Here is a 22,945-nt window from a genome sequence, read left to right on the forward strand (position 1 = left end):
AAACGACGAAGTATGCGAGCGTTTGTCTACAGTCTGAAACGTTTTTTAGTTTAGAAAGAGAGTGGGGCTGGAGAGAACGTGAAAGTAGCAAAATTTGGCGGTTCATCCGTCGCAAATGCAGAGCAAATTAAAAAAGTGGCTGCCATCATCAAAGCGGATAATAAACGGAAGATCGTGGTTGTTTCAGCACCAGGAAAGCGTTACGCTGATGATGCAAAAATGACAGACTTGCTCATTGCCTTGGCCGAAGCTAAAGTGGCAGATCAGCCAGTAGAAGCAGCATTTAATGCTGTGATGAACAGGTATGAATCGATAGCAAACGATTTAGAGCTTAATCGCGATGTGATCGCTGAAATTGAAGCAGATTTGAAAAACCGTCTTGAGCAAACAGTGGCGGGCAAAGGGCGCTTTCTTGATATAATGAAAGCTAGCGGAGAAGACAACAATGCAAAACTCATTGCTGCTTATTTAAGCAAAATCGGTCTAAAAGCTACGTACATAAACCCGAAAGATGCTGGACTTCTTGTTAGCGATGAACCAGGGAATGCCCAAGTGTTGCCTGAAGCATACGAGGCGCTTGCCAAGTTGGCTGAAATAGACGGAATCGTCGTGTTTCCCGGTTTTTTTGGATTCTCAAAATTAGGAAATCTTGTTACTTTCCCAAGAGGCGGTTCCGACATTACAGGGGCTATATTGGCCGCTGCTGTTCAAGCCGAGCTTTATGAAAATTTCACTGATGTTGATTCTGTTTACGCTGCGAATCCATTTATCGTTGAGGATCCAGTTGAAATCAAACGAATGACTTATCGGGAAATGCGCGAACTTTCTTACGCGGGCTTTTCCGTCTTTCATGATGAGGCCTTGATTCCGGCCTTCCGCAACGACATTCCTGTATGTGTGAAAAATACAAACAATCCTAAATGCAGTGGCACATTAATTTTGGCGGAACGTGAGCGATCACTTAACCCTATTATTGGCATTGCTTCCGATGAAGGGTTTGCCACCATTTATGTACGAAAATATTTAATGAACCGCGAAGTCGGATTTGGTCGCCATCTATTGCAAATTTTAGAAGATGCAGGGATTTCTTATGAGCATATTCCTTCTGGAATTGATGATACATCTGTGATTATCCGGCAAACGCAACTTTCTGATCAGTTGGAAAACGCCATTATTGAGCGTATTAAAGAGGAGCTTAACGTAGACGACGTCCACATTGAGCATGATTTTGCGATGGTCATGCTCGTTGGAGAAGGCATGCATAATACAGTAGGTGTAACAGCTAGAGCTTCATCTGCTTTGGCAAAAGCGGGGGTTAACATCGAAATGATTAACCAAGGCTCGTCTGAAGTTAGCCTTGTGTTCGGCATTCATTCAAAAGATACTAAACAAGCTGTCCGCGTGCTTTATGAGGAGTTTTTCGGACAAAAGCAATAGCCATATGTATGAAGACCAGTTGGTGCCAACTGGTCTTCGGTTGTTTTATGACGAACGTTCTTTTTTAAGCATTTCTTTTAACTCATCCAATTGCCGTTGGATCGTTTCTAGCTCTTGTGAATGGGCATTGTCGGCCTCTTCTTTATTGGCTTTTTCAACATTATTGACGATGACGCCGATAAATAAATTGAAAATGATAAACGTACCCACTAATACAAAGGAAACAAAATAAATCCAAACCCACGGATTAAATTCCATGAGTGGTCTCATCAAGCCGCTCGACCATGAGTCAAGTGTAACGATTTGGAACAGCGTTAAAATCGTGCGCTGCAAATTTCCAAAGTACTCTGGGGATAGCTCGCTAAATAGCATTGTGCCAATGACTGCAAAAATATAAAGAAAAATCCCCATTAAAATGAGAATATTGGCGAGCGATGGGATCGTCATGATAAGGGCATCGACAAGGCGCCGCAAAGAAGGGACAACGGATACAGCACGAAGGACCCGAAGGACGCGCAAAATGCGAAGCACCGTCACAAAATGCCCACCAACAAATACATGGCCAGCTAATACAATGACAACGTCAAACCAATTCCAGCCTTTTCGGAAAAAAGACCGCCCTTCTGCTGCAAAACGCATTGCTATTTCAATCGTAAACAGCCAAAGCAACATTCGGTCCAGAAAGTGGAAAAAATGGCGGTTGGTTTCATAAATACTTGGATACGTTTCTAGTCCAACTAAGATTGCATTAAATAAAATCAGGATGATAATCGTTGCTTGGAACGTCTTATGGTTGACAACCAGCGCAAATTTGTCTTTCAGCAATTTGTGGTTCTCCCCTTAAATAATTGGTACAGCGAATCAGAGCGCGTTTTCAGAAAGGTGCTCTTCTATCGTACCAGCAAACGATCAAAAAAGGGAAGCAGCAATTCCTTTATTGGTGCTTATGAATGGGATCGCGTTCAAACGAAGCGCCAATTGCAGCGGAGCGCTTGACAGCTTGATGAATCGCCTGTTGAAACAATTCTTGAGCGGAAGAATGATCTAAATGGGCAATCGCTGCTTCCGTCGTCCCATTTGGGCTCATGATTTCTTTATAAAGGTCTTTAGGCGATTTGCTGCTATTGGAAAGCTGTTTGGCGGCGCCACCAATCGTTTGGTTAATCAATGCCCGTGCCTCAGCTGGGGAAAGCCCTTCCGCAATGGCGGCATTAAGCATGGCTTCGGCGACGTAATAAATATAAGCAGGGCCGCTCCCAGCTATGCCAGTGGCTGCATCCATTTGTTGTTCGTCTACAACTGTCACTGTGCCGATAGATGAAAAGAGCGTCTTGGCGAAAGCAAGTTGCCACTCTGTCGCGTAAGTGCCAATTGACAAAGTTGTGGCCGAGGCAAGCACACGGGCCGACGTATTCGGCATCGCTCGTATCACCGCTGTATCCGCAGGCAGCCAGCTTTCTAGCGTTTCAAGCTTGATGCCTGCCGCAACGGATATAACGAGCTGTTTCTGCGGATCGAGCAGTGAAACAAGCGAATCGGCCACTTCTTGGACGTTATGAGGTTTGATTGCTAGTACAATAACGTCTTTGCCTTTAACTGCCTCTTCATAGGATTGCGCCGCGTGGACGCCATAGGCAGCGTGGAGCTGATTAAGACGTTTGCGGTTGTTCGCGTTTAATACGGTGATGTGGGGCGCTTTGCCGCCGTTAGTTTTGGCTATACCGCCTATAAGCGCTTCAGCCATTGAACCGGCGCCTAAAATGGCGACGGTTGTCTGATGTGTCATGAATAAGCCTCCTATTCTTTCACTTGTCCTTCCCCATAAATGCCATACTTGCTCGTCGTTAAAGCTTTTAAGCCCATTGGCCCTCTCGCATGGAGTTTTTGAGTACTAATGCCAATTTCAGCGCCAAACCCAAATTCAAACCCATCTGTAAAACGAGTTGAGGCATTATGGTATACACAAGCCGCATCGACAGTGGCGAAAAAGGTGTCCCGTTCTGCCAATGATTCTGTAATAATTGCTTCAGAGTGTTTTGTCCCATATTGATTAATATGAGCAATCGCTTCATTTGTATCAGCGACAACACGAATGGCTAAGCGCAGATCCAAATATTCAGTCGACCAGTCGTCCTCATTCGCTTGTGCGATGCGTGGATCAAGGGTGCAAGCTCCTTCATTGCCGACAAGTGAGACCCCTTTTGCAGACAAGCGTTCGACTAGTGCTGGCAAATGAGCTTTTGCAAACGACTGTTCAACAAGCAGTGTTTCGCATGCATTGCATACAGACGGGCGTTGCGTTTTAGCGTTGACGACAATATCAAATGCCATATCAGGGTCGGCAGAGCTAGCGACATACACATGGCAGTTGCCAACGCCAGTTTCAATAACAGGAATGGTCGCCTCCTGCAACACCGTTTGAATTAAATTGGCCCCGCCGCGAGGGATCAGAACGTCAATCGTTGATTTTAACTGCATCATGTTGGCCGCTTCCTCTTTCGACGTGTCTTCGAGTAATTGAATGACGTCAGGATGAATAGGCGAGTTTTGAAATGCTTTTTTCAATGTGTGGACAATCGCTTTGTTGGAGTGGAGAGCGCTGGCGCTTCCACGCAAGACGACAGCGTTGCCCGTTTTGACTGCTAATGTGCAAGCGTCGACGGTCACATTTGGCCTTGCTTCATAAATCATCCCCACTACACCGAACGGTACGACCATTTCCTTGATAACAAGCCCGTTCGGCCGTTTGATCTCCTCTTTTACTGCACCAATCGGCTCAGGCAATTCAATTAAGTGGTCAATCGCTGTGGCCATCGCGTCAATTCGCGCTTTTGTTAACAACAATCGGTCAATTAAGTGGTCGCTAAGCCCGTTTTTCTTAGCATTGGCAATATCCAATTGATTGGCTTGGAGCAATACGTCTGCGTCTGCTTTTAGTTGTTGGGCCATCGCTTGAAGCACGCTGTTTTTTTCTGCTGTAGTTGCTTGTGAAAGGGATGGGGCATGCGCTTTTGCTTTTTGTGAGATCAATTTTGCAGTTGCCATTAATAAGAACACTCCTTTTTTGTCGCCACCCAAAAGTCGCGGTGAATAACAGCTTTTTTTGAACGTTTTGTTAGAGACAAGGCTTCCTCGCTATTGAGTCCTTTAATAAGCTCTAGTTCATGTTTGCTAAAGTTGGTTTTCCCCTTGCCGATGGGGCGGTTGTTGAAAAACACTTCAATGATGTCGCCGGCTGAAAAATCGCCTTTAGCTGAGAGTACGCCTGCAGGCAGCAAGCTTTTGCCCCTTTTTAACAACGCGGTTGAAGCGCCGCTGTCGATTTCAATGCTTCCAGCCGGTTCGCTATGGAAGACAATCCATTGTTTTGTCGTCGACATCGTTTTATTTGTAAAGGGGCCGAGATACGTACCATCGCCTTTACCAAGTAAAACATCTGTAAACGTTTCCCTTCCTTTGCCATTGCCGATAAATACATTTGTACCAAGCTCAATCGCCGTTTTCGCAGCAAGCAGCTTCGACTTCATGCCTCCTGTTCCAACAGCAGAAGTATCAGCGCTCACCCGATCAAGCAATGCTTCAGGTACGCTTGCTAAGTAATGGTATTTTTTGGCGTTAGGCGAGTCGTTTGGGTTTTGGTCATATACACCGTTGACATCGGTATACAAGCAGAGCATATCTGCGTGAATGATGCCGCTAACGAGGGCAGACAAGCGGTCATTGTCGCCAAACGTCAGTTCATCAACTGAAGTCGAGTCGTTTTCGTTAATGACTGGAATAGCACCTCGCTTTAAGAGTTCACGCAATGTTTGTGAAATGTTTGAAAAACGTGCTGGATCCGCAAAGTCGGCTCGTGTTAACAGCAGCTGCGCTGCTGTGTAGCCATGCAAGCGGAATGCATCCATATATGCTTGCATGAGCAAGCTTTGGCCAACGGCTGCTGCCGCTTGTTTTTGCGAAATGGATTTCGGCCTCTGGTGATAGCCAATGAGCGTAAAACCAGCCGCGACTGCGCCAGACGTCACGACAATCACATTTATGCCTTGATGGCGCAGCTCGCATATGGCTTCGACATGGCCTCTTAACCGTTCCGTGCTTAAGGCGCCGTTGCCATCTGTTAAACTGCTGCTGCCAATTTTAATGACAATCGTTCCTGTGGCCATTGGCCGCACCTCCTACTATAGCCATTTTTTCTACTGGTGCTTGCATTGTTCATGGGGTGAAAAAAGGTTCGAGCAAATAAAAAGAGCTTTTCCCATCCTCAAAAAGGACGGAAAAAGCTCCGCGGTACCACCTTCATTGGCATTGATTATGCCCACTTTCCCATTCTTTAACGCAGAATGCTACGCTGGTTTTTGCCAGCAGCGTCGTGGGGTAGGTTTCAAACGCAGAAGGGATGGTCGGTTTTTTCAGCCGGTGAAACCAACTCTCTTTACATATTCTGCCTTTTACTGGTCCCAGTCATCACTGCACCGTACATATCGAATTGAAGTGATTATATCGAGCCTTGCGAAGAAAGTCAATTCCTTTTTTCTGTCTGCGGCTCGGTGTACGGTGAGAGAAAGCCCACAAACGATAAAGCAGATGTAATTTAGCTCTAGTGCCAATCGGAAGCAGTTATGTTGACAAGGCGTTTCTCTTTTTAAAAGGCAAAAAGCTAAAAGGTTCTTTTTCTTCGTAGCAAGCGTTTCTTTTCCTAATCTTTGTGACGTTCGTCCAAAAGATCGCGCCATAAAAGAAGCACTTTTGTGATTTGGGCTGAATACGATAGGTTAGGAGTGAAGGGATAGGTAAGGCTGAGGTTTTACTTACTTCCTAGAAAGGGCTGATGGAATCGATGTGTGGCATTACTGGGTGGGTTGACTGGCAAAGAAACCTACGCACGGAAACGAAACAGATGAAAAATATGGCAAACACGCTGAATCGGCGCGGCCCTGATGCGCTCGAAACATGGACGTCCGACCACGCTGCGTTCGGGCATGCGCGGCTTGTCGTTGTTGATCCAGAGGGCGGCAAACAGCCGATGACCCGCACTGCTAAAGGCAATACATGTACAATCGTGTACAATGGCGAACTATACAACACAGAAGAGCTACGCAAAGAACTTCTTGCCCATGGGCACACATTTGCTGGCCATTCAGATACGGAAGTGTTACTTAAAGCGTATATGGAGTGGGGAGCCGCATGCCTTGAAAAATTGAATGGCATTTTTGCGTTTGCTGTTTGGGATGAACAAGAACAAACATTATTTATGGCAAGGGATCGCCTTGGTGTTAAGCCGCTATTTTATACAGAAAAGGATGGCATGCTTCTCTTTGGATCAGAACTTAAAGCGTTGCTGGCCCACTCGCAAATCGAAGCGGTTGTTGACCGTAGCGGATTAGCTGACGTGATGGGGCTTTCACCTTCACGGACGCCAGGCCACGGTATTTTTAAAGGAATTGTCGAGTTGCGTCCGGCCCATTACTTGCAATTTAGTAAAAATGGTTCCGCAGTAAAACGTTATTGGCAATTGCAAAGCAATATCCATACAGAAACGGCACATGAAACCGCTGCTCACATTCGTGAACTTTTGGAAGATATTGTTGAGCGCCAGCTTTTTGCTGACGTTCCCGTTGGCATGTTTTTGTCAGGGGGTGTCGATTCTAGCGCGTTAACGGCAATCGCTGCACGCATCTACGAAAAGCAAGGGAACGCTCCGATTTTTAGTTATTCCATTGACTATGAGGAAAATGAAAAATATTTTAAGGCAAGTACCTTTCAGCCAAATGCCGATGCCGATTGGGTAGAAAAAGTCGCAGCTCATTGCGGCACCAACCATAAAAATTGCATTATCGGCAACGATGTCCTGGCCAATTTGCTAAAAGAATCTGTCCTTGTAAGGGATACACCGGGAATGGCCGACGTCGACTCATCCTTGTTGTGGTTTTGTAAGCAAATTAAAAATGATGTGACTGTTGGTTTGTCCGGGGAGTGCGCTGATGAAATATTCGGTGGCTATCCATGGTTCCATAAAGCAGAAGTGATGGCCATAGACGGTTTTCCTTGGATGCGCTCGCTTGATGAACGGATTCAATTGTTGCAGCCTGATTGGCAGAAACGCCTTAATCTCCAGGAATACGTGTATGATCGTTATAAAGAAACGATTCAAGAAACACCGCGGTTTGACGGAGATTCTCCTGAGGAAGCTAGGCGGAGGGAAATTTCTTACTTAAATATGATTTGGTTTATGACAAACTTGCTAGACCGCAAAGACCGGATGAGTATGGGCGCTTCCCTTGAAGTCAGGGTTCCTTTTTCAGACCATCGCTTAGTCGAGTATGTGTGGAACATTCCTTGGGAGATGAAAACATATGGGGGCAGAGAAAAGGGGATACTACGCAAAGCATTGCAAGGATTGCTCCCTGACGATGTACTCTTCCGGAAAAAAAGCCCTTACCCGAAAACCCATCATCCTTTATATACGGCGGCCGTAACAAAGGCGATCCAGGAAGTCGTTCGCCAAAAGGACGCACCATTGTTCACTTTTATTAACCGCGATCGCCTTAAAGAAATTGCAGATAAAGGTGGTTTCGACACAGGGAAACCTTATTTTGGCCAATTAATGGCAGGGCCACAACTCCTTGCCCATTTTGTCCAAATCGATTACTGGATGAAGGCATACAACATTCAAATTGATGAATCGTGAGTACTTCGCTCAGTAAAGCGCTCATTGGGAGTGCTTGTGCCAGCGAAACGGAAGCAAAGCAAGTGCATGCAGGTTAAGGTCACAGTCTAGCCTCCTGCCCTTGGTTTGCTTTTTGTGTACGAATACGAGTGTGGGTCACGCTTTTTGAACCCTTTGAAAATTGGTATACTATACATAAAACGAAAAAGGGAAGGGACGCTTATGCCATTAGTCGATATGCCGTTGCGCGAGTTGTTAGCTTATGAAGGAATAAACCCTAAACCAGCAGATTTTGACCAATACTGGAACCGGGCCAAAACGGAAATTGAAGCGATTGATCCCGAAGTCACTCTAGTCGAATCTTCTTTCCAGTGTTCGTTTGCAAACTGTTACCATTTCTATTATCGAAGCGCTGGAAATGCAAAAATCCATGCGAAATACGTACAGCCAAAAGCAGGGGAGAAGACGCCAGCAGTTTTTATGTTCCATGGGTATGGGGGGCGTTCAGCCGAATGGAGCAGCTTGTTAAATTATGTAGCGGCGGGTTTTTCTGTTTTCTATATGGACGTGCGTGGACAAGGTGGAACTTCAGAGGATCCTGGGGGCGTAAGGGGGAATACATATAGGGGCCACATTATTCGCGGCCTCGATGCCGGGCCAGACGCACTTTTTTACCGCAGCGTTTTCTTGGACACCGTCCAATTGGTTCGTGCTGCTAAAACATTGCCTCACATCGATAAAACACGGCTTATGGCCACAGGGTGGTCGCAAGGGGGCGCCTTAACGCTTGCCTGTGCTGCCCTTGTTCCTGAAATCAAGCGTCTTGCTCCAGTATACCCGTTTTTAAGCGATTACAAGCGAGTGTGGCAAATGGATTTAGCGGTTCGTTCGTATAAAGAATTGGCTGATTATTTCCGTTCATACGATCCGCAACATAAACGCCATGGCGAAATTTTTGAACGCCTTGGCTACATCGATGTCCAGCATCTTGCTGACCGGATTCAAGGAGATGTCCTAATGGGAGTTGGTTTAATGGATACAGAATGCCCGCCGTCTACCCAATTTGCTGCTTATAATAAAATAAAGGCTAAAAAATCGTATGAGCTCTATCCTGATTTTGGCCATGAGCACCTTCCAGGAATGAACGATCATATTTTTCGCTTTTTCACTAGTTGAACGAAGTCGTTTTTCCCACTCCATTCATGGGCTGTCCAAGCTTTGCATATAAGTGGATGGAGGGGAGGCTTTGATCGTGAATGTCCGAATGTTAGGGCGGTTGCTGTTCGCTGCTTATATGGCAGTACTGTTTTACATCACACTGGTTGCATGGAATTATGGATCTTCGTTTGAACCTAGTGAGTTGGCCGGGCGTAATTATAACTACATCCCATTCCGCAGTATATATCGCATTGGCTTTTTTAGCTCTACAATTCGTGATCCCCTTTTTATACTTGGCGGGAACGTATTACTGTTTGTCCCATTTGGGTGTTTGTTGCCTTTGTCAGTTCGGTGCTGCCGACAAATAGGAAAGACAGTGATTGCCAGCTTTTTAGTCTCCAGTTCGATTGAGCTATGCCAGCTAGCCTTTACCCATCGTGTAGCTGACATTGATGACATCCTCTTAAATACTGCGGGTGGGGCTGTAGGCTATTGTTTATTTCGATTGGCCTTTTTTATAAAAAAACAGGTCGTGTTTTTGCCAATAATAAAAAGCGAGAGGAGGGGAAAATGATGGATGCCTTCTTTGAACATGTTTATACGGCCGTTCGCCGTATTCCCCGGGGGGAAGTCGCTTCTTATGGGCAAATTGCTCGCTATTTGCATGCGCCCCGGCATGCGCGAGTGGTTGGCTGGGCGATGCGGCAATCGCCGCCTGATGTCCCGGCGCACCGTGTCGTAAAGCAAAACGGCGAGTTGGCCTCAGGCCTTTTGTTTAATGGAAAAACACAAAAGGAACGGCTATTGGAAGAAGGGGTTACGTTTTCACAAGATGGCCGCGTCGCAATGGAATTGCATAGTTGGACGGCGTGCCCGCTATAAGCGAAGGCACGCAATGGAAAAACGTTTACTGAAGGTGAATCTGATGATGGGATGTGGGTCTAACGCAAGGAGTGTTTAGTCTGGCTTGGGCACATGGTGAAATACATCGCCGCTCTCAAAAAAATCAACAAGATCGTCTAACCATTTGTAATAATGGAGCCACTGCTCCGTTTCTTTTAACAAATGGTTTAATTGCTCCATTTCGTCAGCGGACAAGTTGTCTGCTTCTGCCTCCATAAACCGTCTAACCTCATTTTGAATTCTTTTTCCAACTGCTCGGTTTTTAGCAATCACAGCTTGCCAATTCGCGACGAAAATGGAAATGAACGTTTGGTAGTAATCTTTTTCGACATCATATAAATCTTTGCGGACGCCTTTTTCAAACACTTTATGGGCAACATTTAAAGACAGCATTTCCCGTACAACTTGGCTCATCCGCGTTTTACTCATACCGGTTTCATCGGAAAGAGCTTCAAGCGTCATTGGCTTCCGGTTCATATAAATGATGCCGAGCACACGCCCTACCGTAGTAGAAACGCCATACGTCCGCATGTTTTCGGCAATGCGGTCAACAAACTGTTCTTCCATTCTTTTAATTGTATCAAGTGTATGTTGTGCCAATTCTTCATCCCGCCTGCTCAATATATTTATGTACTATATACACGTATCGTCTTAAAAACAAACATACTTTACCATATCTACGCGCAAAAGAAAACTGCTTGTTTTTGCATTGTTAGGTGCTCTATTTTGTTGTTGCCAATAAAGCCAGCGGGCAAACAAAAAACAGGCGAACTTGTGCCTGTTTTTTGTGTTTTTTTTAACAACAGATGTAAGCAGAGCCTACAATCACGAGAAGAATGAATAACACCACAATAAAAGCAAAACCGCCGTCATGTTTAAAACTCAATCGAATCACCCCATCTATTTTTTGTTCACGACAGCTTATGCAAATAAGCGGAAAAGTGCGTGGGCGGCTCCCTATTTTTAAAAACTAACCTGTTAGTAAAGCCTAGCGGCTGCTGTTCTTAGCTGTTGCAAGGGAAAGGAAGAGTGAGTCGAAATTTGACAGGGTGCAAACAGGATTATTACAATAATAAATGAGATGAGTGTGACGCTTATCGACAGTAAGGAGTGGTCATATGTTTAAAAAACTATTTGGAAAGAAAGAGACAGCGCCAGCGGAGGAAACCATTACCGCGCCGGTGAATGGAAAAGTTGTCCCAATAGAAGAAGTGCCTGACCCAACATTCGGTCAAAAAATGATTGGCGATGGATTGGCTGTTGAGCCGACGGATGGGCATATTGTCGCGCCTGTTAGTGGAAAGATTGTCCAAGTGTTTCCGACAAAGCACGCTTTTGGAATTGAAACGGCATCTGGGGCAGAATTGCTCATCCATATTGGCCTTGAAACAGTGGCGATGAATGGAGAAGGATTTACTGCCCATGTAAAAGAAGGCGATACCATTTCCGTCGGCGACCCGATCATTGACTTTGACGTAGAGCTTGTCAAAGAAAAAGCTGCGCACACGATTACGCCAGTTGTGCTAACCAACCCAGATCGTTATTCGCTTGAAAAACAACAAAACAGCGAAGCGATGGCTGGAAAAACAGCGCTTTTTACAATAAGAGCCAAATAATAGGGAAGAAACGCGTGGGCGCTTAGAGTCTGCGCGTTTTTTTATACTAGACTTTCCAGCTGTTTTAGGCATATTTTAGCTAGCGTTCGCCAAAGGAACCTGGTAAACTACCCTTTGATTGATCTGGAACAGAGGCGAGGTGAAGGAGTTGGTTTTACAAGCGCTTATTATCTTTTTTGCCCAGTTGATTTATGTGCCGATTTTAACATTGCGGACAATCATGATGGTTAAAGGGCTAAAGCAAAAGGCTGCGGCAATGGGCATGCTTGAAGGGGTTATATATGTAGTTGCCCTTGGCATTGTGTTTAGCGACTTATCGAATTATTACAATATGGCTGCTTATGCGCTTGGCTTTGGCATAGGGCTATATATTGGCGCAGTAATCGAAGAAAAACTGGCAATCGGCTATGTGAGCATTGAAGTAAATATCCCACAAAAAAACCAACCATTGATTAACCGCCTTAGGGAAATGGGTTTTAGTGTTTCCAGTTCTTCCGTCGAAGGTATGGCGTCAACGCGATGCCGCCTTGACTGCACGGCGCGCAGGGATAGGGAGAAGGAGTTTATTAAAATTGTGTCAGAATATGAGCCGCAAGCGTTTATCGTCTCGTTTGAACCACGCAATTTTAAAGGCGGCTACATTACAAAAGCGATGAAGAAGCGGCGAGAGAAATATTTAAAACGAAAAGCAAAGGAAGACGCCCATTAAAAAATGATCCAGGCTGATAGGAAACGCTTGTGAACCGATTGAAGGTTGACCAAACCAGGTGTTTATGAACAACGAAAGATGCAATTGCTTCAATCTGGACGCTGCTTGGCCTGAGCAGCGTTCTTGACATGGTAGCGCTTTATTTGTAATGTTGATATAAAAATCATCTTGTCGATGAGGAGGTTTGGCTGTGGCACAAATAAATGCGGTGTACTATGTAAGTGATTCAAATGAATTTATTGAGGAAAAAGCAGAGAAAATGGCCACTGGGCTCACGGCTAAGCCTTGGCAAGAAATGCCTGAAGCTGAGAAACAAGAAAGCTTTGCTTATAAAGGAAAAGTCGTTTCCATTAACGAGGACCCCTCTTACGGGGAAGGCAGCATTGTGACGATTTCATTCCCCGTTGCCTATGAAGTGCCAGACTTTCCCTCCATTTTAACAACGACATATGGCCGGTTGTCTTACGAACCGAATGTAAAACTGCTTGATTTGCAGTTTTCAAACGACTTAGTGGAGAGATTTCCAGGACCGCTCTATGGCATTGAGGGAATCCGTGATCTCGTGGAAGTAGAAGGGCGCCCGCTTGCGATGAGCGTTGCAAAAGGGGCGATTGGCCGTTCAATTGATTCCTTCCATGAACAAATGCTCGCCCATAGCTATGGCGGCATTGACATTATTCAAGATGATGAGCGGCTATTCGAACACAATTGGACGCCTTATGAACAACGGGTGCCCGCTGGGTTAGCCGCAATCGCCGAAGCAGCAGAACGGACAGGGCGAACGCCGCTGTATGTCGTCAATCTTACTGGCAAAACATTTGAGTTAAAAGAGCGGGCAAGAGAGGCAATTGGCTTAGGAGCGCCGGCACTGATGCTAAATGTATATGCGTATGGGATTGATGTGCTCCAAGGCCTTCGTGAAGATCCAGAAATTGACGTACCGATTTTTGCCCATTCCTCACTGACGGGAATGATGACACGCTCCAAACAACATGGCATAGCCTCTCGTCTTTTGTTAGGAAAGCTGCTGCGCATGGCAGGGGCAGACGCCGTTCTATTTCCTTCTCCTTATGGCAGGATCGGCATAAATCCAGAAGAAGCGCAACGGGTAAAAGACCAGCTGACAATGACGACTCAAATGAAGCGTGCCTTTCCAATTCCTTCTGCTGGCATTGATTTTCAAACGATTGCCACTGTCCGCCAAGATTTTGGCGAAGATGTCATTATCAATCTCGGCGGTAGCGTCCACCGTTATAAAGGCGGCGTAGAAGCAGGAGGCAAAGCATTTATCGAAGCACTTAACAGCGCGAACTAAAAAACAAACGAGTTGGGCATAGCCCAACTCGTTTTATGGTGTGTCTTACAAAATTTAAATGTCTGCATGTCCCAATGCATCTTGGAAAATAAAGACGAGTATGGCGACGATGAAACAATAGACGGCAAAATAGACAAGTTTGCTTTTGCGGACAAGGTTCAAGAAAAAGACAATCCCAAGCCAAGAGGCAATAAACGTGACAACAAAGGAAGCAGCAAGCTCAAATAAGCCTGTGCTCGCGAGCAAATCCCCTGAAATCAAATCATCAATTGCCAACACGGAAGACCCTAAAATAACCGGGATGGACAGCAAAAAGGAAAAGCGGACAGCTGTTTCCTTTGTCAGACCAGCAAACATGCCGACAATTAACGTCGTTCCAGAGCGTGAAAGCCCAGGAATGAGCGCTAGGCATTGGCCAAGCCCCACGATAATTGAATCCCAAATCGTCATTTCTTTTTCTGTTCGGTTTCCGTGGCGGACAAAACGTTCTATAATGATTAAGAATAGACCGGTGACCGCAAGTGCTAAGGCAATAAAGATAGGTGCTTTAAACGTTTCGCTTATGTAATCTTCGAACAAAATACCGGCAACACCTGTAATGCCTGTGGCGACAACTAAATAAATAGCAAACCAAAACATCGCTTTATTTTGCGGTGTTCGCTTTGTGAAATAGGCAAAAAAACCGCGAATAATCTCAATCAAATCATGGCGGTAGTAAAGAATAACCGCAAGAACAGAAGCGAGATGAAGAAGAATTTCAAAGCTAAAGCCGGCAAATGTCATGCCGAACAATGCTTGGACAAGAATGAGATGGGCGGAACTTGAAATCGGCAAAAACTCTGTAATTCCTTGAACAAGACCAAGGATGACTGCTTCTAGTAAACTCATAAGTGAATTCCCTTCTGCTTATTAGTTTGATATAAATCGAACTGTTTCATTCTAGCAAACTTTTGGCCAATCGGAAAGGGGCAACCGCATCAATGAAAAAACGGAGCTGGACATTGGCTGTGCTTGTTGGAGCATGCGTAGCAATTGTGTTTTTTGTGTGGCAATTTAATGGAGAATCAAAACCGGTACAGGCAGGGGATCATTTATTGGACATGGAGCTTGACGTATATAAGGGCGCAAGTGCTTCTTTTAGCGATTACCAAGACGGCGTGCTCGTCTTAAATGTGTGGGCATCATGGTGCGAACCGTGTATACGGGAGATGCCGGCATTGATGGAAGTGGCAGAGGACTATCGAAATAAAGGAGTGTCTGTCATCACTGTCAACAGCCAGTCAAAAGAATTGCGCCCTGAAGATGCGATCGAGTTTATCGAAGAGCAAGGCTTGACGCTGCCGGTATTCTTTGATTCGGAAGGGGCATTTATGCAAGCGTTTAAGCCTTCATCATTGCCCACGACTTACATTATTGATCAAAACAACGTTGTCACAGACGTGCTCGTTGGCGAAGTAACGAAAGAGATGCTTGATAACAAATTGCAGGAACTTCTCTAAACTATTTTATTCGCTTTAGAGGAGGACTGTTTTTTTCTACGGGCTTCCACGCTGAATGCCAAGCGGCGACAGTGTCAAATGTTTTAGCAGCCTGTTTTAAAGCAGTAAGCACTTCCCACTTTTGCCCAATGAGTATGATGCTATTTTCGCGATTGTATCGTTTCATAAAAGCACCTCCCGTTCAAGTATGATACACTTTTATGCGCTACATACATCAAAGATGACAAGGTGGGTACCAAATGAAAGAGTTGACTGAACAAACGATTGCTAAGCAAACGATTCATAAAGGAAAGTTGATTCAGCTTGATGTAGAGGACGTCAAACTTCCAGACGGAACCATCGCAAAGCGGGAGTTGGTGCGCCATCCGGGCGCAGTAGCTGTAGTCGCCATTACCGAAGATGGCAAAATGGTGCTAGTGGAGCAATACCGTAAAGCACTCGAAAAGGCGATTATTGAAATCCCAGCTGGCAAAATGGAACCTGGTGAAGCACCCGAAAAAACAGCTAGGCGTGAACTCGTTGAGGAAACAGGCTACCAAGCCGAGGCGCTCACATTGATCACGTCATTTTATACATCGCCAGGCTTTGCAGATGAGCTTGTTTATGTATATGAAGCTACAGGGCTAAAAAAAGGCGATCAACGCCTTGACGAGGGGGAATTCGTCCGCGTGCTCGAGTTGACCGAAATGGAGTGTGACCGGCTTGAGCAGGAAGGGCGGATTCATGATGCGAAAACTAGTTACGCTTTGCAATACTGGAAATTAAAAAATCGCCGCTAAACAGTCATAGCCTGCTTTTGCTGCTCATAAAGTAGAGCAGGAGGGGACAGGCTATGAACAATCCAAATCGTGTCTATGAAGCGATTGCTAGACATGTAGATAACAACCGGTCGATTTATATTTTTACAATCGTTCTATTTCTCATTGGCATTGTTTTCGGGGCAATTGTCGTTAACAGCCTCAGTTTATCGCAGCGGCACGACTTGTTTACATATTTAAGTCAATTTTTTAATGAAATGAAAAATGGTTCTGTGGTCACATCGCCAAGTGAGTTGTTTGTCCACAGTTTTACTCATTATGGCAAATATATCGGTTTAATGTGGATCCTTGGCATTTCATTAATTGGATTGCCGGCCATCTTTGTGCTTATTTTTGTCAAAGGCCTCGTTATTGGCTTTACAGTCGGGTTTTTGGTGAACCAAATGGGCGCACAAGGATTTCTGCTTGCGTTTGTGTCTGTCTTGCCACAGAATGTGGTGTTGGTTCCTGCTTTTATTGTCGTTGGCACAGCGAGTGTGTCGTTTTGCTTGCGTTTAATCAAGCAAACGTTTGCTAAAGGGCTAAAAGAGCCGATTTTTCCTCCTTTTTTCCGGTACACGACACTCGTTTTAATTGTTGGCGCATTTGTTACTGTCGCTTCTGTGTTCGAAGCATACGTATCGCCAATACTAATGAAATGGGTCTTGGCCTCTTTTTAGAATAATTCCAACATGATAAATGATATTCATTTGCAGATTGGAATCATTATTAATTGACAACTGTTCTCTTCTCATTTATAATGAGTGTACATTTAGATCGCTTTTGAGTAGGAGGCCGTTATGGAAAATCGATTAGAGCGGATTAAAAAGCAAATGCATGCTCAGAGCTATAAATTAACGCCTCAGCGTGAAGCGACAGTAATGGTTTTACTTGAACATGAAGAAGACCATTTAAGTGCTGAGGACGTCTACCTCCTTGTTAAAGAAAAAGCGCCTGAGATTGGTTTGGCGACGGTTTACCGTACACTAGAGCTATTGACAGAACTCAATGTGGTTGACAAAATCAACTTCGGCGATGGCGTTTCCCGTTTTGATTTGCGCAAAGAGGGAGCCAATCATTTTCACCACCATCTTGTTTGCATTGAGTGTGGCGCAGTTGATGAAATTACTGAGGATTTGCTTGGTGATGTCGAAGCGGTGGTAGAACGAGATTTTTCCTTTAAAATTAAAGATCATCGCTTAACGTTCCACGGAATATGCTATCGTTGTCAAGAACAGCCTAGTCAAGAACAGCATGGCCAAGGCAGCAAACAATTAAATGAGCAAATGTAAAAAAGGATTTTCTGCTAATGGAGCCCAGTACATAGAGGCTTCCGTTTAATCGGTCAATCGGCGCGCGGGTATTGTCCCTGTCGGTTGGCCTTTTTTCGTGTTCTCTAATGGGACGATGCCATCTGAACCGCCTTTCTATGTCTATGAACGTGTGATAAATCACGTTTGCACGTATAGAATGAGGCAAAACCGGCATAGGTTAATAGTATAACGACCGAATAATGGAGTGATGAGATGGCAAAGTCCTTATTGCAGATGGCGAAGGCGGCGATCCTGTTTACGTTGTGCACGACTATCTTTTATTATGGTATTCTATGGGTGAGCCATGAATTTAGCGAGTACCATAAGTATGATGAGCCTGAAGGAAAAGCGTTAAAAGTAATGAGCATGAATGTTGGCGAATCAGACTTATCAATCGACGAGCGGATAAAAAGGTTCTTATGGATGGGAGAATAAGCGGTTAAAGGAGCAAATTCCTCATGGCAATGGAACACGATATTCAAGAGTTTATCCATTTTATTAAAGTAGAAAAAGGGCTGTCGCCAAATACAATTGAGTCGTATGCTAGGGACTTAAAGCAATATGGCGCCTATTTAAAGAAACGAGGGATCGATCAATTTGCCAAAGTGGACAGGTCGACGTTGCAGCATTATTTATTCACGCTAAAGGAAACAGGCAAGTCTTCAGCGACGATTGCAAGGAACGTCACAACGCTTCGAGCGTTGCATCAGTTTTTGTACCGTGAAAAATGGACAGACCATGACCCGACATTATGGATCGAGACGCCGCGCATTGATAAAAAACTGCCAGGTGTCCTTTCCATTGAGGAAGTGGATGCACTGCTAGCTGCACCAGATTCATCTACGCCGTTTGGTGTGCGCAATAAAGCGATGCTAGAGCTTCTCTATGCATCTGGGATGCGTGTCACAGAATTGATTTCTCTTGGGCTTGATGACGTCCACTTGTCCATGGGGTTTGTCCGTGTCATCGGCAAAGGGAATAAAGAGCGGATCGTGCCTTTGGGCAAAGAAGCGACCAAAGCGTTAAACACCTATTTAGAGCGGGGCAGGGGTGCGTTGCTTAAGCATGAACGGCATGATAAATTGTTTGTCAATCACCATGGCCGCCCCATTAGCAGGCAAGGGTTTTGGAAAATCATGAAGCAACTAGCAAAAACGGCGAACATAGAAAAAGATTTTAGCCCACATACGCTTCGCCATTCTTTTGCAACGCATTTGCTTGAAAATGGGGCTGACTTGCGTTCTGTCCAAGAAATGCTCGGCCATGCCGATTTATCGACAACCCAAATATATACACATGTAACTAAAACGCGCATGAAAGATGTTTATTCTCGCTACCATCCTCGCGCTTAAGCCTGAATGGAAATTATTGTGATATCCGAGATAATGGGCAAGAGCAGATGGGAAGCTAAAGGTTGAATACAGTCGAGAGAAGGGAAATTATGAAGAAACGATTTGAACGGATTTTTTTAATTGTCATGGATTCAGTCGGGATTGGCGAAGCGCCAGATGCTAAAGAGTTCGGCGATGAAGGAGCGAACACGCTCGGTTCCATTGCAGAGGCTTTTAATGGCCTACATGTGCCTGAGCTAGAAAAGCTTGGCCTTGGAAAAATTGCTCCTTTAAAAGGGGTAAAAAATGTCCCAACTCCACTGGCAAGCTATGGAATTATGCAAGAAGCGTCCTTAGGTAAAGATACAATGACAGGTCATTGGGAAATAATGGGCTTACATATTACTAAACCATTCCAAGTGTTTCCAGATGGCTTTCCGACGGAGCTCCTTGAGCAACTCAAAAGCGAAACAGGACGCGGTATCATTGGCAATAAAGTCGCATCCGGTACAGAGATTTTAGATGAGTTAGGCGAAGAGCATGTGAAAACAGGTGATTTAATTGTCTATACGTCAGCTGATTCAGTTTTGCAAATTGCCGCCCATGAAGAAGTCGTGCCTTTGGAAGAGCTTTATGACATTTGCGAGAAAGCTCGTAAGTTGACATTAGCCCCAGAGTATATGGTCGGCCGTGTGATTGCAAGGCCGTTCGTTGGCGAACCAGGCAAGTGGAAGCGGACAGCAAACCGCCATGATTATGCATTAAAGCCATTTGGGCGCACAGTGATGAATACGCTTGAAGATGCAGGGCTTGCTTCCATTGCATTAGGCAAAATTTCTGACATATATGATGGGGAAGGCGTGACAAAAGCAGTCCGCACCACTTCAAATGAGGATGGCATGGACAAGCTAGCAGAGCAAATAAATACGTCTTTCGAAGGGCTTTGTTTTTTAAATTTAGTCGATTTTGATGCACTTTATGGCCATAGACGCGATGTGATCGGGTATGGAGAGGCCATTATGGCATTTGATCAACGACTTGGGGAAATCTTGCCCCAATTAGGAGACGAAGACTTGCTGATTGTTACAGCCGATCACGGCAATGACCCTACCCATACAGGTACGGACCATACAAGGGAATACGTACCATTGCTCGTGTACAATAAAGGGATAAAACCAGTCAATCTTGGGAAACGCCGCACATTTGCTGACATAGGGGCAACCGTAGCCGACAATTTTCAAGTGGAACGGCCTAGCAACGGAACGAGCTTTTTAACAGAACTAAAGCCTGAGTAAAAGGTTATTCAGTTAAAAAAGTCGGATCTTAAGCAGGGCAGGCTAGCAAAAAATTATGGCAAGGAAACAGCAGCTGCTTTTCTTTGCCGTTGGAGGGAGAATGAGCGATGAGAATGGTCGATCTAATCGATAAAAAGCGTGATGGCGAAGCTCTCACAAAAGAAGAAATCCGCTGGGTCATTGATGGGTATACAAACGGCACCATTCCTGATTACCAAATGGCAGCGCTATCAATGGCGATTTACTTTAAGGACATGAACAAAGAAGAACGGGCAGAGCTGACGCTGGCAATGGCGGAATCAGGGGATATGATTGATTTGAGCGCGATCAAAGGAGTAAAAGTTGATAAGCATTCTACAGGAGGTGTAGGCGATAAAACGACGATCGCGCTTGCTCCACTCGTTGCTTCTGTTGGCGTTCCAGTTGCGAAAATGTCAGGAAGGGGGCTCGGCCATACTGGCGGTACGATTGATAAGCTCGAAGCCATTCCCGGTTTTTCTGTTGAAATGGATACAGATACGTTTCTGAAGCAGGTGAATGAACAACGTCTTACCCTCGCAGGCCAAACGGGCAATTTAACGCCTGCCGACAAAAAGCTTTATAGCTTACGCGATGTCACTGGCACAGTCAACTCAACCCCGTTAATCGCAAGCTCGATTATGAGTAAAAAAATTGCTTCAGGTGCTGATGCGATTGTACTAGACGTGAAATGCGGATCGGGCGCTTTTATGAAGACGTTGGACCATGCCGTTGAGCTTGCCGAAGCCATGGTGGAAATTGGTTCGAGCGTTGGCCGTGAGACGATGGCAGTCATTTCCGACATGAGCCAACCTTTAGGAAGGGCAGTCGGCAATGCGCTAGAAGTGAAAGAAGCTTTTGCTGTTTTGAAAGGCGAAGGCCCAGCTGATGTCCGGGAGCTTTGTCTTGTATTAGGCAGCCATATGGTTTATTTGGCTAAACGAGCAGAGTCTGTTCAAGCGGCGCGGCAACTTCTTGAAGAGGCGATTCAAAACGGTGACGCGTTGGAGAAGCTGAAAGCATTTATCGCTTCACAAGGCGGTGACCCATCGGTCGTAGAAAATCCAGCACAAATGCCTCAAGCATCCGAGCAAATCGCTGTCTCAGCTCAAAAAGCAGGCTATATTAAAGAAATTGCAGCCGATAAAATTGGCACAGCCGCCATGCAGCTTGGCGCAGGAAGGGCAACCAAAGAAGACCAAATTGATTTAGCTGTCGGCCTTGTGCTTGAAAAGAAAACAGGCGATTACGTAGAGGAAGGGGAAACGCTTGCAACCCTTTTTGCCAACGAACAAGGGATAGAGGAAGCAAGAAAGCTTGTAGAACAGGCTTATCACATTGTCGATGAGAAGGTGGAACAACCAACGCTTATTTATAAAGAAATCTACGGCCAATAGTTCGCTAAAATGTTCCTCATTTTGTCATGAAGCATACCCGCAGCGAATAGATTAACTAACACCTAAAGAGGCGCCTTTCACTGCTATAAATAATGAGGTTTAGCAAAATTTGATGTTTAAATGACAGCATAAACGTGTATACCATTCATAAAGCAGATGAAAAGGGGTGCATATAGGTGGCAGACATTGTTTACACATCATCCGCAACAGCACAAGGCGGACGTGAAGGGCATGTAAAATCAGATGATGCAACCATTGATTTAGACCTTGTCAAACCAGGTTCGAAAAAGGAAGGCTCAAATCCAGAGCAGTTGTTTGCGGCTGGGTATGCTTCCTGTTTTGACGGCGCATTGAATTTAATGGCAGAGAAAGCGAAAAAAGAAATTGACTCGACCACAACCGCCCATATCTCTCTCGTTAAAGACCCGTCTGACGGAGGGTTTCAAATAGGCGCTGAACTTGAAGTCGTAGTCAAAGGCGTATCGGAGGAAGAAGCACAGGAACTTGTCGAAAAAGCACATGAGTTTTGCCCTTATTCAAAAGCAACACGTGGTAACATCCAAGTGAAGCTGACTGCGAAAGCAGAATAAAAGGAGGGTGACCCATTGTCACTAGCAAAAGATATCGAGCGGTTCAAACAAATCCATTGCGATGACGGCTGTCTTTCAATTTACTTGCGCACGTCCTTGTCCAGTACGGATCAGCAAAAAGGTGAGTGGAAGATCCGTTTGAAAAATGGGCTAAAAAAACTGGAAGAATACCTGGAAGCTAGTGAGAATGATGCGGAACTCAAAAGTTTTAAGAGACTGAAAAAGCTTGCCGAAAAAAACATTAAAGAATTATCGCCTAACCTGCCGAAAAGCATCGTTTTTATCGGTTCTGCAAGCGGTGACCTGTATGTGAAGAAGCTACAAGTCCCGGTAGAAAATGATTTTAGGTGGGAGCACTACCCTGTAGTCGATCAACTTGAGAACTTAGAAGCAAAATACCCTCTTTCTGGCATTGTGATGATCCAGAAAACAGATGTCTTAGCAGTTGAGACAAGTTTAGGGGAAGTAAACGATGAATTGCATTATGCTTGGGATGTAGAAGCAGAAGATTGGAAAGAATATATTGGCGCACGCCCTGAAGGCGAGACGGGGGCTGCCCTTCATCGCGAGTCGTACGCAAATCGATTTGATGCCAACCAGCAACGCTGGTTTAAAAAGATTGCCAATAAAATCGAGAAACAAGCTAGAAAGCGAAATTGGCAAACGATTCATGTTGTTGGCTCACCAGACCAAACGACAGCGTTTGTCAAACAATGTTCGACGGCGGACGTGGCCATCTTAAAAAAGAATTTGGCTAAGTTAAAAGCACACGAAATCGTCAGAGAAGTAAATGAATCTGCGGTATAAAAAACAAAACCCTGCTTCACTACCCATGGAGCAGGGTTTTTAATGTGTAAAAATTCGTGAGGCGAAACAAATGTTTTGACAAACGAAGAAAAT

Annotated in this window: 26 protein-coding genes; 18 read left to right on the forward strand and 8 right to left on the reverse strand. The window is 45.0% G+C overall.

The features are described 5' to 3' along the window. Window positions 1-78 precede the first annotated feature (78 nt). Window positions 79-1,437, forward strand: a complete 1,359-nt coding sequence (locus BUC05_RS02295) for an aspartate kinase (protein ID WP_073304041.1) — start codon at window positions 79-81, stop codon at window positions 1,435-1,437. A gap of 45 nt (window positions 1,438-1,482) precedes the next feature. On the opposite strand, the gene BUC05_RS02300 is transcribed toward BUC05_RS02295, so the two are convergent. The 4 genes from BUC05_RS02300 to proB all read right to left on the reverse strand — a co-directional run bounded on the left by BUC05_RS02300 (window position 1,483) and on the right by proB (window position 5,600). Further along, window positions 1,483-2,262: an ion transporter gene (locus tag BUC05_RS02300; RefSeq protein ID WP_011246607.1), complete on the reverse strand. Its 780-nt coding sequence runs from the start codon at window positions 2,260-2,262 to the stop codon at window positions 1,483-1,485. Between the two features lie 109 nt (window positions 2,263-2,371). Then, window positions 2,372-3,223, reverse strand: coding sequence for a pyrroline-5-carboxylate reductase (proC, locus tag BUC05_RS02305; protein WP_011246608.1), 852 nt, complete (start codon window positions 3,221-3,223; stop codon window positions 2,372-2,374). Window positions 3,224-3,234: 11 nt separating this feature from the next. Then, the gene (locus tag BUC05_RS02310; protein WP_011246609.1) at window positions 3,235-4,482 is read right to left on the reverse strand and encodes a glutamate-5-semialdehyde dehydrogenase; all 1,248 of its coding nucleotides are present in this window, start codon (window positions 4,480-4,482) and stop codon (window positions 3,235-3,237) included. Next, window positions 4,482-5,600: a glutamate 5-kinase gene (proB, locus tag BUC05_RS02315; protein WP_011246610.1), complete on the reverse strand. Its 1,119-nt coding sequence runs from the start codon at window positions 5,598-5,600 to the stop codon at window positions 4,482-4,484. Before proB ends, BUC05_RS02310 begins: the two co-directional genes overlap by 1 nt. A gap of 674 nt (window positions 5,601-6,274) precedes the next feature. Between proB and asnB the strand changes: the two genes are divergently transcribed. The 4 genes from asnB (at window position 6,275) to BUC05_RS02335 (ending at window position 10,144) form a co-directional block, all read left to right on the forward strand. Then, on the forward strand, window positions 6,275-8,125 hold the full coding sequence (gene asnB / locus BUC05_RS02320) for an asparagine synthase (glutamine-hydrolyzing) (RefSeq protein WP_011246611.1): 1,851 nt from the start codon (window positions 6,275-6,277) through the stop codon (window positions 8,123-8,125). Window positions 8,126-8,326: 201 nt separating this feature from the next. Beyond that, window positions 8,327-9,280: an acetylxylan esterase gene (locus BUC05_RS02325; RefSeq protein ID WP_011246612.1), complete on the forward strand. Its 954-nt coding sequence runs from the start codon at window positions 8,327-8,329 to the stop codon at window positions 9,278-9,280. Window positions 9,281-9,356: 76 nt separating this feature from the next. Next, window positions 9,357-9,836: a VanZ family protein gene (locus tag BUC05_RS02330; protein ID WP_235360790.1), complete on the forward strand. Its 480-nt coding sequence runs from the start codon at window positions 9,357-9,359 to the stop codon at window positions 9,834-9,836. Further along, window positions 9,836-10,144 carry an MGMT family protein gene (locus tag BUC05_RS02335; protein ID WP_050748967.1) on the forward strand — a complete coding sequence of 103 codons (309 nt, stop codon included), beginning with the start codon at window positions 9,836-9,838 and terminating at the stop codon, window positions 10,142-10,144. Before BUC05_RS02330 ends, BUC05_RS02335 begins: the two co-directional genes overlap by 1 nt. 75 nt (window positions 10,145-10,219) lie before the next feature. Here the strand turns inward: BUC05_RS02335 and BUC05_RS02340 are convergent, their stop codons facing one another. After that, complete coding sequence (locus BUC05_RS02340; RefSeq protein ID WP_063609338.1) at window positions 10,220-10,765, reverse strand: GbsR/MarR family transcriptional regulator; 546 nt, start codon at window positions 10,763-10,765, stop codon at window positions 10,220-10,222. Between the two features lie 196 nt (window positions 10,766-10,961). Continuing rightward, complete coding sequence (locus BUC05_RS22005) at window positions 10,962-11,060, reverse strand: YjcZ family sporulation protein (RefSeq protein WP_073304043.1); 99 nt, start codon at window positions 11,058-11,060, stop codon at window positions 10,962-10,964. Window positions 11,061-11,283: 223 nt separating this feature from the next. Between BUC05_RS22005 and BUC05_RS02350 the strand changes: the two genes are divergently transcribed. From BUC05_RS02350 to BUC05_RS02360, 3 genes are all read left to right on the forward strand, one after another. Beyond that, window positions 11,284-11,781, forward strand: a complete 498-nt coding sequence (locus tag BUC05_RS02350; RefSeq protein WP_011246616.1) for a PTS sugar transporter subunit IIA — start codon at window positions 11,284-11,286, stop codon at window positions 11,779-11,781. Window positions 11,782-11,929: 148 nt separating this feature from the next. Beyond that, window positions 11,930-12,490 (forward strand): DUF2179 domain-containing protein, encoded by a 561-nt coding sequence (locus BUC05_RS02355; protein WP_011246617.1) that lies wholly within the window; start codon window positions 11,930-11,932, stop codon window positions 12,488-12,490. Window positions 12,491-12,680: 190 nt separating this feature from the next. After that, complete coding sequence (locus tag BUC05_RS02360) at window positions 12,681-13,805, forward strand: 2,3-diketo-5-methylthiopentyl-1-phosphate enolase (RefSeq protein WP_011246618.1); 1,125 nt, start codon at window positions 12,681-12,683, stop codon at window positions 13,803-13,805. Between the two features lie 54 nt (window positions 13,806-13,859). Here BUC05_RS02360 and BUC05_RS02365 read toward each other — a convergent pair whose 3' ends face one another. Further along, window positions 13,860-14,693 (reverse strand): undecaprenyl-diphosphate phosphatase, encoded by an 834-nt coding sequence (locus BUC05_RS02365; protein WP_011246619.1) that lies wholly within the window; start codon window positions 14,691-14,693, stop codon window positions 13,860-13,862. A 92-nt stretch (window positions 14,694-14,785) separates the two neighbouring features. Here BUC05_RS02365 and BUC05_RS02370 point away from each other — a divergent pair, with 92 nt between their 5' ends. Next, complete coding sequence (locus BUC05_RS02370; RefSeq protein WP_011246620.1) at window positions 14,786-15,304, forward strand: TlpA family protein disulfide reductase; 519 nt, start codon at window positions 14,786-14,788, stop codon at window positions 15,302-15,304. A gap of 1 nt (window position 15,305) precedes the next feature. Here the strand turns inward: BUC05_RS02370 and mciZ are convergent, their stop codons facing one another. Next, entirely contained in the window at window positions 15,306-15,470 is a 165-nt protein-coding gene (gene mciZ / locus BUC05_RS02375) for a Z-ring formation inhibitor MciZ (protein WP_082111943.1), read from the reverse strand. Between the two features lie 73 nt (window positions 15,471-15,543). Between mciZ and BUC05_RS02380 the strand changes: the two genes are divergently transcribed. The 9 genes from BUC05_RS02380 to BUC05_RS02420 all read left to right on the forward strand — a co-directional run bounded on the left by BUC05_RS02380 (window position 15,544) and on the right by BUC05_RS02420 (window position 22,852). Then, window positions 15,544-16,083 (forward strand): NUDIX domain-containing protein, encoded by a 540-nt coding sequence (locus tag BUC05_RS02380; RefSeq protein ID WP_011246621.1) that lies wholly within the window; start codon window positions 15,544-15,546, stop codon window positions 16,081-16,083. A gap of 53 nt (window positions 16,084-16,136) precedes the next feature. After that, on the forward strand, window positions 16,137-16,781 hold the full coding sequence (gene spoIIM, locus BUC05_RS02385) for a stage II sporulation protein M (RefSeq protein ID WP_011246622.1): 645 nt from the start codon (window positions 16,137-16,139) through the stop codon (window positions 16,779-16,781). A gap of 120 nt (window positions 16,782-16,901) precedes the next feature. Then, entirely contained in the window at window positions 16,902-17,393 is a 492-nt protein-coding gene (fur, locus tag BUC05_RS02390) for a ferric iron uptake transcriptional regulator (RefSeq protein WP_063609339.1), read from the forward strand. A 234-nt stretch (window positions 17,394-17,627) separates the two neighbouring features. Continuing rightward, window positions 17,628-17,849, forward strand: a complete 222-nt coding sequence (locus tag BUC05_RS02395) for a YqzK family protein (protein WP_011246624.1) — start codon at window positions 17,628-17,630, stop codon at window positions 17,847-17,849. A gap of 29 nt (window positions 17,850-17,878) precedes the next feature. After that, complete coding sequence (gene xerD, locus BUC05_RS02400) at window positions 17,879-18,766, forward strand: site-specific tyrosine recombinase XerD (RefSeq protein WP_035204243.1); 888 nt, start codon at window positions 17,879-17,881, stop codon at window positions 18,764-18,766. An 89-nt stretch (window positions 18,767-18,855) separates the two neighbouring features. Further along, on the forward strand, window positions 18,856-20,040 hold the full coding sequence (gene deoB / locus BUC05_RS02405) for a phosphopentomutase (protein WP_011246626.1): 1,185 nt from the start codon (window positions 18,856-18,858) through the stop codon (window positions 20,038-20,040). 107 nt (window positions 20,041-20,147) lie between these two features. Then, window positions 20,148-21,455, forward strand: coding sequence for a pyrimidine-nucleoside phosphorylase (locus BUC05_RS02410; protein ID WP_073304045.1), 1,308 nt, complete (start codon window positions 20,148-20,150; stop codon window positions 21,453-21,455). A gap of 176 nt (window positions 21,456-21,631) precedes the next feature. Then, on the forward strand, window positions 21,632-22,045 hold the full coding sequence (locus BUC05_RS02415; protein WP_011246628.1) for an organic hydroperoxide resistance protein: 414 nt from the start codon (window positions 21,632-21,634) through the stop codon (window positions 22,043-22,045). Window positions 22,046-22,060: 15 nt separating this feature from the next. Continuing rightward, the gene (locus BUC05_RS02420; protein WP_070104800.1) at window positions 22,061-22,852 is read left to right on the forward strand and encodes a VLRF1 family aeRF1-type release factor; all 792 of its coding nucleotides are present in this window, start codon (window positions 22,061-22,063) and stop codon (window positions 22,850-22,852) included. The last annotated feature ends 93 nt before the right edge of the window (window positions 22,853-22,945 follow it).

The organism is Shouchella rhizosphaerae (assembly GCF_900142675.1).
In the GTDB taxonomy this organism is placed as follows: Bacteria; Bacillota; Bacilli; order Bacillales; family Bacillaceae_D; genus Shouchella; species Shouchella rhizosphaerae.

Coding starts and splice junctions, on each gene's coding strand:
- proC (WP_011246608.1), bottom strand. CDS start 3,223: ATGACACATCAGACAACCGTCGCCATTTTAGGCGCCGGTTCAATGGCT.
- BUC05_RS02310 (WP_011246609.1), bottom strand. CDS start 4,482: ATGGCAACTGCAAAATTGATCTCACAAAAAGCAAAAGCGCATGCCCCA.
- proB (WP_011246610.1), bottom strand. CDS start 5,600: ATGGCCACAGGAACGATTGTCATTAAAATTGGCAGCAGCAGTTTAACA.
- asnB (WP_011246611.1), top strand. CDS start 6,275: ATGTGTGGCATTACTGGGTGGGTTGACTGGCAAAGAAACCTACGCACG.
- BUC05_RS02325 (WP_011246612.1), top strand. CDS start 8,327: ATGCCATTAGTCGATATGCCGTTGCGCGAGTTGTTAGCTTATGAAGGA.
- BUC05_RS02335 (WP_050748967.1), top strand. CDS start 9,836: ATGGATGCCTTCTTTGAACATGTTTATACGGCCGTTCGCCGTATTCCC.
- BUC05_RS02350 (WP_011246616.1), top strand. CDS start 11,284: ATGTTTAAAAAACTATTTGGAAAGAAAGAGACAGCGCCAGCGGAGGAA.
- BUC05_RS02365 (WP_011246619.1), bottom strand. CDS start 14,693: ATGAGTTTACTAGAAGCAGTCATCCTTGGTCTTGTTCAAGGAATTACA.
- BUC05_RS02370 (WP_011246620.1), top strand. CDS start 14,786: ATGAAAAAACGGAGCTGGACATTGGCTGTGCTTGTTGGAGCATGCGTA.
- mciZ (WP_082111943.1), bottom strand. CDS start 15,470: ATGAAACGATACAATCGCGAAAATAGCATCATACTCATTGGGCAAAAG.
- BUC05_RS02380 (WP_011246621.1), top strand. CDS start 15,544: ATGAAAGAGTTGACTGAACAAACGATTGCTAAGCAAACGATTCATAAA.
- spoIIM (WP_011246622.1), top strand. CDS start 16,137: ATGAACAATCCAAATCGTGTCTATGAAGCGATTGCTAGACATGTAGAT.
- fur (WP_063609339.1), top strand. CDS start 16,902: ATGGAAAATCGATTAGAGCGGATTAAAAAGCAAATGCATGCTCAGAGC.
- BUC05_RS02395 (WP_011246624.1), top strand. CDS start 17,628: ATGGCAAAGTCCTTATTGCAGATGGCGAAGGCGGCGATCCTGTTTACG.
- xerD (WP_035204243.1), top strand. CDS start 17,879: ATGGAACACGATATTCAAGAGTTTATCCATTTTATTAAAGTAGAAAAA.
- deoB (WP_011246626.1), top strand. CDS start 18,856: ATGAAGAAACGATTTGAACGGATTTTTTTAATTGTCATGGATTCAGTC.
- BUC05_RS02410 (WP_073304045.1), top strand. CDS start 20,148: ATGAGAATGGTCGATCTAATCGATAAAAAGCGTGATGGCGAAGCTCTC.